11 protein-coding genes are annotated in these 16,269 nt (G+C 60.0%); 6 read left to right on the top strand and 5 right to left on the bottom strand.

Features of this window, described 5'->3' with window-relative positions; genetic code table 11:
• Window positions 1-234: 234 nt before the first annotated feature.
• The 3 genes from Mal15_RS21310 to Mal15_RS21320 all read right to left on the bottom strand — a co-directional run bounded on the left by Mal15_RS21310 (window position 235) and on the right by Mal15_RS21320 (window position 4,341).
• Entirely contained in the window at window positions 235-1,767 is a 1,533-nt protein-coding gene (locus Mal15_RS21310; protein ID WP_167546958.1) for a PAS domain-containing sensor histidine kinase, read from the bottom strand.
• Between the two features lie 61 nt (window positions 1,768-1,828).
• The gene (locus Mal15_RS21315) at window positions 1,829-3,691 is read right to left on the bottom strand and encodes a C45 family autoproteolytic acyltransferase/hydolase (RefSeq protein WP_233902933.1); all 1,863 of its coding nucleotides are present in this window, start codon (window positions 3,689-3,691) and stop codon (window positions 1,829-1,831) included.
• A 185-nt stretch (window positions 3,692-3,876) separates the two neighbouring features.
• Window positions 3,877-4,341 (bottom strand): bacterioferritin, encoded by a 465-nt coding sequence (locus Mal15_RS21320; protein ID WP_147869621.1) that lies wholly within the window; start codon window positions 4,339-4,341, stop codon window positions 3,877-3,879.
• Window positions 4,342-4,669: 328 nt separating this feature from the next.
• Here Mal15_RS21320 and Mal15_RS21325 point away from each other — a divergent pair, with 328 nt between their 5' ends.
• The 6 genes from Mal15_RS21325 (at window position 4,670) to Mal15_RS21350 (ending at window position 12,401) form a co-directional block, all read left to right on the top strand.
• Window positions 4,670-7,402, top strand: coding sequence for a cation-translocating P-type ATPase (locus Mal15_RS21325; RefSeq protein WP_147869622.1), 2,733 nt, complete (start codon window positions 4,670-4,672; stop codon window positions 7,400-7,402).
• Window positions 7,403-7,482: 80 nt separating this feature from the next.
• On the top strand, window positions 7,483-7,749 hold the full coding sequence (locus Mal15_RS21330) for a hypothetical protein (RefSeq protein ID WP_147869623.1): 267 nt from the start codon (window positions 7,483-7,485) through the stop codon (window positions 7,747-7,749).
• 82 nt (window positions 7,750-7,831) lie between these two features.
• Window positions 7,832-8,062: a TrkA C-terminal domain-containing protein gene (locus tag Mal15_RS21335; protein WP_233902934.1), complete on the top strand. Its 231-nt coding sequence runs from the start codon at window positions 7,832-7,834 to the stop codon at window positions 8,060-8,062.
• 30 nt (window positions 8,063-8,092) lie between these two features.
• Window positions 8,093-9,466: a hemolysin family protein gene (locus Mal15_RS21340; protein ID WP_147869625.1), complete on the top strand. Its 1,374-nt coding sequence runs from the start codon at window positions 8,093-8,095 to the stop codon at window positions 9,464-9,466.
• Window positions 9,463-10,761, top strand: a complete 1,299-nt coding sequence (locus Mal15_RS21345; RefSeq protein WP_147869626.1) for a hemolysin family protein — start codon at window positions 9,463-9,465, stop codon at window positions 10,759-10,761. Before Mal15_RS21340 ends, Mal15_RS21345 begins: the two co-directional genes overlap by 4 nt.
• 215 nt (window positions 10,762-10,976) lie before the next feature.
• Window positions 10,977-12,401 (top strand): TonB-dependent receptor, encoded by a 1,425-nt coding sequence (locus Mal15_RS21350; RefSeq protein ID WP_147869627.1) that lies wholly within the window; start codon window positions 10,977-10,979, stop codon window positions 12,399-12,401.
• 222 nt (window positions 12,402-12,623) lie between these two features.
• On the opposite strand, the gene Mal15_RS21355 is transcribed toward Mal15_RS21350, so the two are convergent.
• Window positions 12,624-13,328, bottom strand: a complete 705-nt coding sequence (locus Mal15_RS21355; RefSeq protein ID WP_147869628.1) for a hypothetical protein — start codon at window positions 13,326-13,328, stop codon at window positions 12,624-12,626.
• Window positions 13,329-13,790: 462 nt separating this feature from the next.
• Window positions 13,791-16,046: a glutamine synthetase III family protein gene (locus Mal15_RS21360; RefSeq protein WP_147869629.1), complete on the bottom strand. Its 2,256-nt coding sequence runs from the start codon at window positions 16,044-16,046 to the stop codon at window positions 13,791-13,793.
• Between the last annotated feature and the right edge of the window lie 223 nt (window positions 16,047-16,269).

Genomic DNA, 16,269 nt, shown 5'->3' on the forward strand with positions numbered 1-16,269 from the left:
GGGAGTCGCCTAAAGGCCAATACCGCTAAGTTAAGGCCGAGGGAGAAGCCCGGACGCTGGCGCGAACCGGCTGATGTCGGACGATGATCAGCCGTTTGGCGCGAGCCTACGGGCCCTCCCCGCAGGAAACAACGCTTAACTTAGCGGTATTGGCCTAAAGGCTAGACACCAACGTGCGCTGGTGTTCAGGCTTTCGCCGCACATGCTCGCTGCTTCGCAGCGAGGGGGAGTCGCCTACGGGACCGACGGCAATGTGAACTGCACGACCAAACCTCCGCCGGGATGTTTGGTCGCCCAAATGCGGCCCTCGTGTGCTTCCACGATCGTTCGGCTGACCGACAATCCCATCCCCAGCCCGGCCGCTTTGGACGTATAGAACGCATCAAATAGCTTTTCTTGGGCATCCCCCGACACTCCGATCCCCGTGTCTTCCACCGTCACCTGAACCATCGATCCCGCCGACGAGGTTCTAACCGTGATCGAGCGAACCTCACGATCTGCGACCGCTTCCAACGCGTTGCGCACCAGATTGACGAGCACCTGTTCCAGTTGCACCCGATCGGCATGAACGACGACAGGCGACGAAGACAATTCAAACCGGATCGACGCGTCGGTGCTGTGGGCGAGCGGGGCCAAAATTGCGACCGCATCGCGGACGACCCGATTCATGTCCAGCGATGACCGCACGCCATCCGTTTTGCCGACAAACGCTCTCAATCGCTTGATGATCTCACCGGCGTGAACCGCTTGTTGAGCAATCAATCGATTCATTTCCTGCAGACTTTCCCCCAACTCACCGTCCAGCATCTCGAGTTTCTTTTCGGCCACCGCTGCAAAATTGGCGATCGAATACAGCGGTTGATTGATCTCGTGCGCGATCCCGGCGACCAATTCTCCCATCGTCGAAAGCCGAGAGATGTGAGCAAGCTGGGATTCTTTTTCTCTCAGCTGAATCTCCGCCTGTTTGCGTTTGGTGACATCGCTCATGAAGCAGTAATGGCCGTCGTGCGTGCCGCATTCATCGTACGATTTGACCAACAGCAGTTGCTTGAAGAAAACGGATCCGTCCTTTCGCAGGGCGCGGCATTCGAGTGTTGCACGCCCTTCGCGCAACATCGCTTCGTATCCTTCGCGCGCGAGCGGCACGCTGTCCTCCGGGACGGTCACGGTCCAGGACTGGCCGATCAGCTCGTCGGTCTGGTACCCCAGCATCTGGGCGTACTGCGGTTTGACCATGATGAAACGCCCTTGGCGATCGAGTCGCGAGATGCCTTGCATCGCATTTTCGATCGCCAGATTCAGTTGATCCAGCTCCTCGCGGGCCCGTTTCTGATCGGTGATGTCGATGTCGATTCCGATGAATCCCGTCGGGGTGCCGGATTCGTCGGTGACCAACGAGATGATGGTCGATGCCCAGAACGTCGTTCCGTCTTTTCGTCGCTGCTGGTAGACGCCCTTCCACGATCCCGTTTCGAACACCTGACGCATTCGTTCGCGTTCGACGTGCTCCTCGTCGGGTTGGACGATGATGGTGACGGATTTGCCGATCACCTCGTCGGCCGTGTATCCGTACAACTGTTCGGCCCCACGGCCCCAGTACGTCACCTCGCCATCCAAGTTGGTGCCGATCAGAGACTCCTGAACGCTGTCCAGCAATTGCGATTGGTAGTGTGCGTCGGTGCCCGATCGCGACCGCTGTGTTTGAGCGGTTTCCGTCGCCGCCGACCGCGGTCGCGGTAATTCGATTTCGTTGACTCGTTCGTTCATCGGCATGTTTCGACTGGGGATCGCCACGCTTCACTGCACACACGCTGTCGGCAGGGGGGATTCAATCACGGTCCCCCATCGAGCGGAGTAACGCATCCAGGTCCAGGCGAACGTAGGGCCGTTCCGCGGCGGGATGTCGGTGGTCAGCATTGGCGACGTACATGACTTGATCGGCGGGCACGAACAACACGTTGTGCAGATTGGATTGCATCGCGACAGGCCGGCTCATCAGCCATTTGCCCACCTCGGCATCGATCTGGCCGTGTTTCTGGTGAACCCGCTCACGCAAGGTTTTCAATCGATCTCCCGCTGACAGCACGATGGCATCATCGATACCGTCGCCCAATCGCGGATCGGCCTGGCCCGGCTGAATAAACTCGATCGAATCGGGATCGGCGGCGACGCCCACCGCACGATTCGTTTTTCCGTCGGCAAACACATAGTAATACTCGCATGTTCGCGGGCTTTCGCGCCACAACGTCATCACTTCATCGAGCGTGCGGCACTCTTCGAGCGCCCGTCGCATCAACGTCGCCATCGGCACGCCGTCCCACTTTCCTTCGCCGCCACCGCCCATTTCACCCAGCGAGATCGCTTCGGCATTCATACCGCTGACGCTGCCGATGAATCCGGCGTATCCGACGTTGGCAAAGGGGATCTGACCGTCGGCGGCAACGATGAAGGTGGTCGCCGCGTCTTGCAGACCGATCGTGGTCATGTAATCCAAGACGCGGCCGTGGTACAGCTTTCCGTCGCCGGTCGCATCACCGAAGACCGCAAAGCCGCTGCAATGAAACAACTCGGGAAAGACGTTCAATGAATCCACCAAGTCTTCATCCAGCCCCAGCGCACGAGCCATCGCGCGGGTTTCGATCCGATGGCGCTGCGGGATGTGCGGCGACAAACGTGCAAACGCCGCGTCTAAATCGTGACGAAACCATCGGCCGGTGCGGATCGTTTGGACCGTGCCGAAGGTGTGTAGTACCGAATCGATACACGCCTGAGCCGGATCAGCCAACAACTCGCCGTGGGCGCGTCCGATTTCCGCGGGCGAACCGGAGAGCAACACGACACGATGTCCGTCGATCCATTGCAGTCGCCCATGATCGGTTTGCCGCTCTGCTTGACTGGGGCTGGTCAGCACCTTGGACGGCGCCAAGATTTCCAGGGCCCGCCGGACTCCGCGAACCAACGTGCGTTCCAACTCTTCTCGCGGGACTTTCGATTGCGTCAAGCCCGGCCAGTCGTCCAGCCCAGGCGGAGTCGCGCTGGGGGCGGAAATCGCAAGCGTGACGACCGCGTCGTCGGTTCGGACGACCAACGAACCATCGGCTTCAAAGGCGAACGTCGCCGAACCATCCAGACGCCCACGCCGCGACTGGGCGTCGTACGTCATGCCGGCGAGTGATTTCAGTGCCGCGGTGACGGCAGATGCATCGGGGTAGGCCAGCAGGGGCAGGTACGTCGAGACGGTCGTTCGCGTTGACACCAATCGCTGTGTCAAACCGCCCGGAGCAAGCGAATCCGCCGCAGAAGCCTGCCCGCGGCCGACGAAAACCACGTTGTGCTTGGGAAGCGCCAATGCCGTCCCGTCCTCGCGGCGACGAATCCGCGCCTCGTAGTCACGATGTTCCAGATCAAGGTCAAATGAATCCATGCCCTGCCGTGCCAGCCGAATCCGGATCGTCTGCCTGTTTCCATCAATCGGAACCTCCGCACGACACCGAATTTCGAAGTCCTGCTGCTGGCCCGATAGCAGTCGCAAGTAAGGCTGTAACCGCTCCGTCAGTGGATCGGTCGTCGTCGCGACATCAGCACCCAGCACGGGGCTTGATAACAGCACCAGCGCAAACAGAATCGCCGAGGGCACGCGGCGCAACCGAGCTCGCCCGGTTGGACAAACATCACTGAATCTCTGTAACACGATCGCGCTCCTGAATGATCGGATCCATCTCTATCGGAGAACGCGATTGTACACTCTGGCGGCTCGCCGGGGACTTTGACGTAGCGATGCGCGATGCCGGCGTGGAAAACGTCGGGGAACCAACTGCTGGCGCAGGCAGCGACATTCACACCGCGATCCACGATCATTCGAGAATCAAGCGCCTGTCAGCCCATGTATTTGGCGATAAACGCCGGTTCGCCCATACGATCGAGCAGATCCAATTGCAGTTCCAGCCAGCTCATGTGCCCCTCTTCATCCAAGGCGATCTTTTCGAACAGTTGGCGGGTCCCGATGTCGCGATCCTCGGTCGCGCGAAACGACGCCGACGTGTAGAACTCGATCGCTTCCTTTTCGTCGGCGAGATCCATTTCGAACATCTCGTTCAAAGAACCGGCTCGAACGGGCAGTTTGGCAAGCTCCAACCGCGGCTCGCCGTTAAGAAACAGGATCCGCTCGAGGAACTCCTGCGAATGCCCGAGTTCCTCCTGCATCTCTTCACGCATCTTCGTCGCCAACAGACCCATGCCCCAGTCGTCCAGCACGCAGGCGTGCAGCTGGTATTGGTGCACGGCGGTGAGTTCCATCGACAGTGCTTTTTGCAGATTCTCGATTGTCTGTGTTGTTGTCATGTTTTGTTCTCCGATTCAAGACAGTCATTTTCAGATTGCTTTTTCGATCAATGCCCCGCCGCGCTGCCGACCGACGCCGGTCAATGCCAACGCAACTCCGGCGGTGTATCCCGTGGTTCAACGTTTCCCGTGCATATCCGCTCAGCGGAGGCCTGCTATCCCGCCGGACGCAGCCGGGGTGTGCGACAGGGCACAGTGGCGCCGGAGTCGCCCGTTTCAATTTGTGGCAATCCGCAGGCAGCCACTCGCTTAAACTGGTGCTGAATCAGCAGAGGCGTTCGATTGGAAAACGGGACGTTCGCATCAGGAATTTGGCTGGCCAGCAACCATGGATCATCGTCCCCAAGCATCGGCGGATTGGCACGCACTGGACCTGGACTCGCTCGCGCAGAAGCTGGACGTCGGCGTGCACGGGCTGAGCGAATCGGAGGCGTCGGCGCGGTTGGCCGAGTACGGCCGGAACGATCTTCCGCGGCGGCCGCCGACACCCTTGTGGGCGATCGTCTTGCGGCAGTTCCGCAGCCCGTTGATCTACATCCTGGCATTGGCGGCGTTGGTCTCGGTGGCCTTGGGCGACGTCAAGGACGCGGCGTTCATTGCCGGCGTGTTGGTGCTCAATGCCGTGATCGGCTCGTTCCAAGAATGGAAGGCCGAACAAAGCAGTCAGGCGCTGAAGCAGCTGTTGCAAATTCGCGCCTCGGTGCACCGCGACGGTGATGTCCGCGAAGTGCCAGCCGAGGAGGTGGTTCCGGGGGACATCGTCTGGATGGAATCGGGCAACCGAGTTCCGGCGGACATTCGATTGCTGTCGGCCCATGGCTTGGAATCCGACGAGTCGCTGTTGACCGGCGAGTCGTTGCCGGTGGCGAAAGACCCCGAGTGGACCGGCGGCGAAGCGACACCGGTGCCCGATCGTATGAACATGGTTTACGCCGGTTCGGTCATCACTCGCGGGCGAGCCAAGGGGGTGGTGGTCGCGACGGGGATGGCGACCGGCGTTGGCCAATTGGCGTTGGACGTGATGGGCGAAACCGGTGGGCGACCGCCGTTGTTGGAGCGGATGGAACGCTTCACTCGGGTGATCGCCGTCGCCGTGCTGGTCGCGGCGACGATGATCGGTTTGCTTGGGGTCGCCCTGGGCGGCTATTCGGCGACGACGATGTTCATGTTTGCCGTCGCCCTGGCGGTCTCGGCGATTCCCGAGGGGTTGCCGGTGGCGATGACGGTCGCGCTTGCGATCGCGACGACACGGATGGCCAGCCGCGGGCTGATCGTCAGACGCCTGACCGCCGTCGAGGGGCTGGGAAGCTGCACGCTGATCGCCACCGACAAAACCGGCACGCTGACGTGCAACGAGTTGACCGTTCGCCAAGTCTGCCTTCCCGATGGCGAAACCTTTGAGGTCACCGGCGAGGGGTTCCAGCCTTCTGGCGAAATCCTGAAAGACGGCAGACCGCTCGATCCGGGATGTCACGAGCGGCTGGAATGGTTGGCGCGAGCCGGAATCCTGTGCAACGAAGCGGACCTGCATCAACGCAACGGATCGTGGACGTGGCGTGGCGACGCGGTCGATGTCGCGTTCTTGTCCTTCGCTCGTAAACTCGGTTGGAACCACGAATCGACGCTGGATTCCCATCCCCAGGTCAATCAGATTCCGTTCGAGCCGGAGTACCAGTTTGCCGCGTCGTTCAACCGTGTCGATGGCGGCGCCGGGGTGTTCATCAAGGGCGCCCCGGAACGCGTTTTGGCGATGTGCAGCGAGGCGAGTTGCGGAGGATTCACCCCGGATCGGTGGGAGGCGACGGCAATCAGCATGGCGGCGATGGGCTATCGCGTGCTGGCAGTGGCGGATCAGCGTTTGGACCAGCCCATCGGTTCCGACCAGGTCCCCGCGCCGCCTTCGCGATTGCGTTTCCTGGGCTTGGTCGGCATGATCGATCCGCTCCGATCGGGAGTGAAAGACGCCGTTCGGTGCTGTGCCGAAGCCGGCGTTTCGGTCGCCATGATCACCGGGGACCATCGCGTGACGGCGTTGGCGATCGCCCGCGACTTGGGATTGGCCGACGACGAAAACCAAGTGATCACCGGAGGAGCATTGCAGGAGACAACGGCGGACGAATTGCCCGAGATCATTGGCAACATCCGCGTCTTTGCCCGGGTCGCACCGCGACAGAAACTGCAAATCGTCAACGCCGCCCGCCAAGCGGGGCATTTTGTCGCCGTCACCGGTGACGGTGTCAACGACGCCCCCGCGCTCCAGGCGGCAAACGTCGGCGTCGCGATGGGCAAAAGCGGAACCGATGTCGCCCGCGAAGCCGCCGAGCTGGTCATCAGCGACGACAACTTCGCCACCATCATTGCCGGTATCGAAGAGGGCCGCGTCGCTTACGACAACATCCGCAAGGTGATCTACCTGCTGATTTCCACCGGGGCGGCCGAATTGGTGCTGATGGCCTTGGCCGTGGGGACCGGCACGCCGTACTTGCCCCTGATGCCGGTTCAAATCCTGTGGTTGAACCTGGTCACCAACGGCATCCAGGACGTTGCATTGGCGTTTGAGCCTAACGAAGGGGGTGTGTTGTCGCGTCAGCCCCGTTCGCCCAAGGAGCGAATCTTCAACCGGCTGATGATCGAGCGGACGGCGATCGCGGCAGTCGCGATGGGCGTCATCGGATTCACCACCTTTCGTTGGTTGCTGCCCGAAGCGGCGACCGAGGCGGACGTCGCATCGGCGCGAAACACGTTGCTGTTGTTGATGGTGTTGTTCGAAAACGTCCATATCGGCAACTGCCGCTCGGAAACGAAATCGGCCCTGGTGATGTCACCGCTGCGCAGCCCCATCTTGTTGGCCGGCGCGATCACGGCGTTCTGCATCCACCTCGCTGCGATGCACACGTCATTGGGCCGTTACGTTTTGGGCGCCCAGCCGATCAACGGGGGCCAATGGGGAATCCTGATCCTGTTGTCGCTGACGATCCTTCCAGTGATGGAACTGCACAAATGGAGTTGGAGGAAACGGTATCCCGGTGACAGACGCACGCCGAAGGCGGGAGAAAGGTAATTGGCACGAATCGTGCACCCCTGATCGGGACTTCCGTCCGATGGCCGCTTCCCCCATTTCTTTTCAACCCGAGAGAATCGATGTCCACGCCGAAAAGCCAAGCCGTTGCCCAGTTGATCCAGGGGCTCAAACAAGATCGGGACGAACTCAAGCTGAAGGTCCATCTGGGCAAGATGGAATTGCAGCAGGAATGGCAGATACTGGCCGATCAACTCGATGAATTGAGCCATCGCTATGATCCGCTGAAAGATGCGGTCGAAGAAACCGCCGAAGAGGTCTGGGATTCGTTCAAGATGGTCGGCGGCGAAATCCGTGAAGGCTTCAAACGGATTCGCAAGGCCCTCTAAGCGAACGCCGGCGTCAAAGCATATGCTGATGGAAACGCCGACACGCCGTCTGGAAGTAAGTGCTCGTCACCGTCCCGAATCGATGCATCGACTGGCTTGGATCATCACCGTGCTCGTGATTCTGACGCTGGTCGGCGTCGGCTGGTTCCGGTTGGTGGAAGGCGTGATCATCGTCGCGATCCGGCGGGCCGACGGTGAAATCGTGCTGCCGCCGACGGCTGCCACCGTGATCCGACCCGATGACGTGTTGATCGCCCTGGGCAAAGTCACGGCGGTGTCTCAATTCCTGTCCAGCGAACAACTCACCTCATAGCACGCTGACGACCGTGAAGGGTGACAAACCATGCTCGCACTGAACTCCGCCATCACCTCCTGGCACGCGATCGTCGACTACTTCGCCGTGGACACCTCGCAAGTCTTCCAGACGGACATGCTGCTGCGCTACCTGATTCAGTTGCTGTTGCTGTGCGGGTCCGCGTTCTTTTCCGGTTCCGAGACCGCGTTGTTTTCGCTCTCGCACGTGGATTTCCAGCAATTGCGTCAAACACGCCATCGGCACGCCGAAAAGCTGCAGGCGCTGCTGGACGAACCGAGACGCTTGATCGTTTCGATCCTGTGCGGCAATGAACTGGTCAACATCGCTGCCGTGGCCAACATGACCGGGATTCTGGTCGCCCTTTACGGCCAAGCCAAAGCCGGCTGGATTTCCGTGCTGGTGATGTTCCCGTTGTTGCTATTGGTCGGCGAAGTGACGCCCAAAACCATTGCTGTGACCAATCCGCGACGGATCAGTGCAGGGCTGATCGCCGGCCCGCTTTGGCGCTGGGTGCGGGTGATCGGGCCGGTCCGCTGGCTGGTGCGTATCATCTCCGACCGCATCACGACCTGGATCGTCGGACCGCAACGCGAAGCATCCAACATCCTGCAGATCGATGAATTCCGCAGCGTGATCGAAGACGTGGCCGAAACGGGCAAGCTGAACGTCACCGCGCGGACACTGGTCAACAATCTGTTGTCCGCCGGCGCCACCGAGATCGTCAAAATCATGACGCCTCGTACCAGCACGTTTTTCTTGAATGCCGATCTGGGGGTGGCGGAGGTGATCAAACAATTTCGCCAAAAGCGTCATTCCCGCGTCCCGGTGTATCGCCAACACCGCGACAACCTGATCGGGTTCCTGCACGAAGAGGACGTGGTTCGGCTGCATCTGGACGGGGCCGATTTTTCGACGTTGAAGCTGGAGGACATGGTCCGCCCGCCGATTGTCGTGCCGTTGACGAAGACGGTCGATGAAATGTTCGACTTCTTTGTCAAAAGCAAAGCCAGCGCCGCGGCGGTGTTGAACGAGTTCGGTGGCGTCGCCGGATTCATCACCGTCAACGACGTGCTGCGTTCCATTTTCGGTTCGCTGACACACCGAACACACGCCCCGCAGCGAATCATCCAAATCGGTCCGGGGACATACGAGTGCCCCGGTGACACGAAACTGGGTGAACTTGACCGCGTGACCAATTTTGATCTTCACGATCCCCGCATGACCACGATCGGCGGTGTCGCGTTTCGGCACATCGATCGACTGCCCTGCGTCGGCGACCAAGTGGTCGTTGATGGCGTCGCCATCAACGTGCTGGAAATGGATTCGCACCGAATCGCCCGCGTCCGTGTCTGCCGCTCCGAAGCGGCCCCCGAGGTACCTGCGACAGGAGCAACCGAATGAGCACGATGGACCTCGCCTGGATCATCCCGGTGATGATCCTGATGCTGTTGCTAAAAGGGTTTTTCTCCGGATCGGAAATCGCCCTGGTCAACGCCGACAAGATCAAACTGTCCCATCGGGCCAAGCAGGGCAACCGCGGCGCGCACCGCGTGGTGCAGTTGTTCAAACGGCCCGAAAAACTACTGACGACGACGCTGATCGGGACCAACATCTCAACGGTCGTGCTGACCACGCTGGGGACGTTGATGTTCATCCACTTTTTCGGAAATCGATGGGGGGACCTGTATGCGTTCGTGTTCTTCACGCCGCTGCTGCTGATCCTCGGCGAGATCGTCCCCAAGAGCATTTATCAACAGGAATCCGACCGGATCGCGCCGGTCGTCGTCTTTCCCCTCAATGCGTTTGCCTGGATCTTTGCGCCGATCGTTTATGTGTTTTCGAAAATCGCACGTGGCGCCGCATGGCTTGCCGGCGGCGGCGCGACCTCGCACCATCTGTTTATCACACGCGATCAACTTCGCAGCATCATTGAAATGGCCGACCGGGCCTCGGACACAACCGTCTTCGACCGATTCCGAATCGAACGCGCGATTCGCTTTTCCGAAACGACCGTCGGCCAGCAAATGATCCCCGTGGCTGACATGGTGGCGATCGACAACGAAAAAACGACCGCCGATGCCGTTCAGCTGGTCCGCCGCCGCGGCTTCCATCGGTTGCCCGCCTATCAGGGCGACACCAACAACGTCGTCGGAATCGTGACCCTTTCCGCGTGGGACCTACTCGACCCGGACACCCTGGCAAAACCTCTTTCCGACCACATCAAACCCGCCCAATACGTCTCCCCACACGACCCGCTTGAAGAAATGCTGGCCACGCTCCGCGATCGCGAAGACAAAATGGCGATCGTGGTCGACGAATACGGTTCGACCATCGGCATGATCACCATGGAAGATGTCGTCGAGACAGTCGTCGGGGACATCGATGTCGGATACGAATCTGCCGAACAGACATCACGGCAAGCCCGCAAATGTCAACCGCTACCCGATGACAGCTACCTGATGGACGGCAGGCTGGCCATCCACGAGGTGAACGACATCTTGGGATTGGATCTGCCCGCCACCGAGTTCCATTCGGTCGGTGGCATGCTGGTCGCTCGGTTGCGGCATCTGGCCAAACCGGGTGATTCCGTCGTCGCAGGCGGCTACCGATTCACGGTCGAAGAAGCATCGGAAACTTCGGTCCGATCCGTCAAAGTCACACGGGAATCTTTCGGGGAAGTCGATCGGAAGCGATGACGAATCCACGAAACGGACGATCGCTGAGTGGCTTGATGCGATGGTCGGCGGCTCCATGAAATCTTCCAGGGTGACGATCCCGCCGGACCGTCCCTTAATCACTCCTAACGGCCGACGAATGACCAACGTCGGACCCGTCCCAATCGCGGAATGCGAATCGAGTAGACTTCGGGCGTCATGCACGAAGTTCGCTCCTCCAGTTTTCAGAAGATTTCATGCCACGCTCGTACCCTGTTCGGACCTCGGTGGAAACCCTGAGCACGCGTCAGAAGGCGCTCGATGTGAACCTGGATTCGCGTCGTTACGGAACGTTCGCCGAGATCGGTGCCGGCCAGGAAGTCGTCCGTTGGTTCTTTCGCGTCGGGGCGGCCGCGGGGACGATCGCCAAGAGCATGTCGGCCTATGACATGAAGGTCAGCGATGCGATCTACGGCCGGGCGTCACGCTACGTTTGCCGCGAGCGGTTGCAAGCGATGTTGGACTATGAACACGCGCTCAACTTGGATCGACTGCGCGAGACCCGAGGCGACACGACGGCCTTTTTTGCATTCGCCGACACGGTTTCGGCCCGCAATTTCCACGGCACCAATCAATGCCACGGCTGGATGGGGATCAAGTTCCAGGCGCATCCGCGTGACGAAGACAGCCAGATCATCATCCACGTTCGAATGTTGGACAACGAAGCCGCGTTGCAGCAGGAGGCACTCGGGATCGTCGGCGTCAATCTGGTCTATGGTGCCGCCGCGCTCAACCACGAACCGGAGCTGTTGGTCGATTCCTTGCTGGACGGATTGTCGACGTCGCGGATCGAGATCGACATGATCGAGTTTTCCGGGATCGCCTTTCGACACGTCGACAATCGCTTGATGAGTCTGAAGCTGGTCGAATTGGGGCTCAGCGGCGCCGCGATGTTTGCCGCCGACGGCGACGTGCTGCAGCCGTCCGAATTCTTCTATCGCAAGTCGATCCTGGTCGAACGGGGCAGTTTTCGACCGGTGTGCAACGTCAACCTGGACATGTTGCGTTGTGCCCACGAAAAATTCTCGGCACTGCCGAGTGTGGAGGGCAAGGAAATTGCCCAGGTGATGGAAATCACGATGAATAACTTGAAGTCCTCCGGCGAAATCGACCTCCGCGATTTCCTGGCCCGGGCCGATGTCATCGCCGCCTGCGGCATGCCCGTGCTGATCTCTGATTACTTCCAGTACTACCGCCTGGCGGCCTACTTGTGCGGTTTCACCAAAGAGCCGGTCGCGATCACGATGGGCGCGTCCAGCATGAAGGATCTGTTCGATGACCAGTACTACACCAAACTGCAAGGCGGGGTGCTCGAATCGTTCGGCAGACTGTTCAAGAACGACTTGAAGATCTTTTGTTACCCGATGGAAGATCGCGAGACCGGCGAACTGGAGACGTCGGAGAACTTTAAAACCAAACCCGAACTGCAGCAGTTGTACGAGTACATTCGCAATCGGGGCGACATCATCAATCTGGACAACTTCGATCCCGCGTGCCTGAAGATTTTCTCACGCGACGTGTTGGCACAGATCAAAAAAGGCGACCCGTCCTGGGAAGACAAGGTGCCGACATCGGTCGCCGCAGTGATCAAGGCCAAGGCCTACTTCGGGCTGCCGACGTAGTGAGTCCGAGCTACCGTTGGTGCTAGGCTTTGTCGCTAAACCCGGCAAGGGTCGTATGTGGTAGCGGAATTCGCCAAGAATTTCGGCTTTTCCCGTGTGAACCGCTGCGAGACGAAAGCCTTGGCGGCTTCCGCTACGGGGTGAGGGACAAAGCCTAGCGGCGACGGCCCGGAAGGGCCGTCGTACTTGAAGAGCACTGTAAGCATCGCCTCACCGGCCGAGTCACTCCTCGGTCGCTTCGCCACCCTCTGGGGTTGCGTCGGCGGCGGTATCATCGGCGGCGTTTTCCTCTTTGACCGCTGCCGGTTGCGGCTCCGGCGCGGCGCCCTGATTCTGACGTCGCTCCTCTTCACGCTCCTGTTTCTCTTTCGCCAGCGCCTCTTGGGCGGCCTTCAGCTCGCCGTTGGCCGTTTGCACGCGTTTTTTCAGATTCGCATTTTCTTTTTGGGCCTGTGCGATCTGCTGCTGCGATTCTGCGGCGTTCTGCTCGGCGACTTTCTTGGCTTTCGCCGCCTCCTCGCGGACCTTGGCCAGTTCCTTGGTGAGCTCGTCGGCACGTTTGGTTTGCTCGGCCAGCTGTTCCGCTTGCTCGGCCAGCTTTGTCTCTTGCTCGGACAGCGTGCCCTGCAACTCCGTGACCAATGCCTCAGACGCCTCCAGTGCCTGGTCTTTTTCAGCCGCTGCCGCTTTCATCTCTTCCAGCTGCTCCCGCAATGCGACCAGCTCGGTCGTCAGCATGATGTTCAATTGGCTGGGCTGATCCATCGACGTGCCGCATCGCGAGACGGGCGCACATGCGGATTTGGACGGGCGGTGCAAGAGGCGGGCGAGCGGACCACCGCAGTTGCCCGCGGCACAATGGGTCGACGCATCGGGGATCAGCAGCAGTGTGGCCAGTGCAAGGGTTGCGGTTACGGTAATTCTCATCGGTCTTAACTTCATCGGGGGGGGCGTGGGTGGGACTCAGGGACGTCCGGTCAATGCCACCTACTTTCGATCACAAACTGAGCCGTAGGCGCTAGCCTCGGGCCTTACAAGCCGCAGACGCTAGCCTCGGGCCTTACAACCCGTAGGGCAATCCAAGGCCCGCGGCTAGCGCCGTCGGCTCATAACGTAGGTGCCATTGGGCGTCCGGTCCCGAGCAACCTCCTATCCTAGTCACGATTCCCAGAAGTAAAGCCGGTGCGCAAAAGAAGCGCCGAGAGAATAAAAATGGGATAGGCTCCCGACCCTGTCGTTCCCGAATCCGACAGGGTGGAAACCTATCCCCGAATGTCGCGGCTGGCGGGCCCGATCAAGACGGACCCGATCAAGACAGGCCGACCGGATAGCGAATGCCCCCGTACCACACTACGGATGATCCGCTATCCGGCGACCTTGCCAAGTGCCTCACTTAATGAACAGCATTTCCTGGTACGTCGGCAGCGGCCAGATATCATCGGCGACCACCTCCTCCAGCTTGTCGACGGTTTCGCGAAGGGCCAACATCGACGGCAGAATCGCGTCGCAGCAGTGACGGCACTCTTCGTCCGGCGTGGTCGCCGACACATCGTTGATCGCATGCTCCAGCGTTGCGATTCCGTCTTGCAGCGATTTGACCAGGGCGGTCATCGAATCCAGCGTGTCGGTGTCGAATTCATAGCCGACGGCCTTCAGGTTGGCACAGGTCGATGCCAGTTCGTTCTGGTACCGGATCGCTGCGGGGAAGATCATGGTCCGGGCAAGCGAGAGGGCCACACTGGCTTCGACGCTGACCGTCATGCAGTACTGTTCTTGATACGTTTCCAATCGGCTTTCGAGCTCGCGTTCGGACAGCACGCCGTAATTGGCAAACATCTCGATGGTTTCCGGCGTCGCCAGTTGCGGCAGCGCGTCGGCGGTCGTTTTCAAATTCAACAGTCCGCGTTTTTCGGCTTCCTTATGCCATTCCTCGGAGTATCCATCGCCGTTGAAGATGACCGGAGAACACTCGGTGATGACTTCCGAGAGCAACGACTGGATGGCGGCGTTCAGCCCATCGGGATCGGACGCGATCGATTCTTCAATCTTCGTCGCACAGTAGTCGATCGATTCCGCGATGATCGTGTTCATCGCGACCAGCGGACCGGAAATCGATTGATTCGATCCGACCGCACGGAACTCGAATCGGTTTCCGGTAAAGGCAAACGGACTGGTGCGGTTGCGGTCCCCGGCGTCCTTGGGTAGCGGCGGCAACACATCCACGCCTACCTCCAACGTCCCCGACGGCAGCGAACTGCTGGCACCACCGGCTTTGATCTGTTCAAACACGTCGGCCAACTGATCGCCCAGGAAGATCGAGATGATCGCCGGCGGGGCTTCATTGGCACCGAGACGATGGTCGTTCCCCGCGCTGGCGACAACGGCACGCAGCAATCCCTGGTGCTTGTAGACGGCGCGGATGACGGCGGCGCAGAACACCAGGAACTGGGCGTTTTCATGAGGCGTGTCGCCCGGGTCCAGCAGGTTTCCCTGCGAAGAACTGCCCAGCGACCAATTGACGTGCTTTCCCGAACCGTTCACTCCGGCAAACGGTTTTTCATGCAGCAAGCACGCCATGCCATATTTCTCGGCCGTCTTGCGCAACGTCAACATCATCAACTGTTGGTGGTCGGCCGCGACATTGGCCGATTCAAACACCGGTGCAACCTCAAACTGCCCCGGCGCGACCTCGTTGTGACGTGTCTTGACGGGAATCCCCAGTTTGAACAGTTCACGCTCGGCCTCGCACATGAACGCCAACACGCGTTCGGGAATCGCACCGAAATAGTGATCGTCAAACTCCTGCCCCTTGGGCGGCTTGGCACCGAACAGCGTCCGCCCGGCGGTCAGCAAATCGGGACGGGCATAGTAGAAATTTCGGTCGACCAGGAAGTACTCTTGTTCCGGTCCCGCGGTCGACGCCACAAACGCGCCGTCTTCATGACCAAAGATGTTCAGGATTCGCTGTGCCTGTTTATTGAGCGCTTGCATGGAACGCAACACGGGCGTCTTTTTGTCGAGCGCTTCGCCGGTCCACGAAACGAACGCCGTCGGAATGCACAACGTCGTCCCGTTGGGGTTCTCCAAAATGTAGGCCGGGCTGGTGACATCCCAAATCGTGTACCCGCGGGCCTGAGACGTGACGCGAATCCCGCCGCTGGGAAAACTCGATCCGTCGGGTTCGCCCTGACAAAGTTGCTTGCCGCTGAATTCCGAAAGCGTGCCGCCGTCGGAGGTCGGCGATAGAAAGCTGTCGTGCTTCTCTGCCGTCGCGCCGGTCAGCGGATAAAAGACGTGGGCATAGTGTGTCGCACCTTTTTCCATCGCCCAATCCTTGATCGCCGAGGCCACGATGTCGGCGATCTCCGGATCCAGTTTCTCGCCCGCGTCGATCGTTCGGACCAGTGACTTGAACACCGTTTTCGGCAAACGATCCTTCATCACCGACTTGGTGAACACGTTCGTGCTGTAGTAGTCCTGGGCCGGAACGTCAACGAACTCGATCGTTTGCTGGCTCGAAATCCGATTGATGACCGATGCCACGGCGGTCCGCCGCGGCGTCGAGCTGCCGCCGCCGCTCGGACTGCCCGCTGCTGCGCCTTTGGAAGATGTGGTGTCGGTGGGAGTTGCGAATGCGGTGCTCATGAAAAACCTTGATCGTCAGGCGCTGCGAGAATGGGGGAAATCAACCAACAGCCATCCATGAGATTCGAACAACGCACGCTGCACAGACGGTTCGCCTGGGTGGCCGAGGAGCGATTCGACGCGATTCGATTGATACAGGGACACGACTCTTTTCGTGTCGCCAAAGCACCAACGCACGTCGCGTACCGGGGCCCAACCCCATTTCGACGGCCGCCAAGCTGTG

The organism is Stieleria maiorica (genome assembly GCF_008035925.1).
In the GTDB taxonomy this organism is placed as follows: domain Bacteria; phylum Planctomycetota; class Planctomycetia; order Pirellulales; family Pirellulaceae; genus Stieleria; species Stieleria maiorica.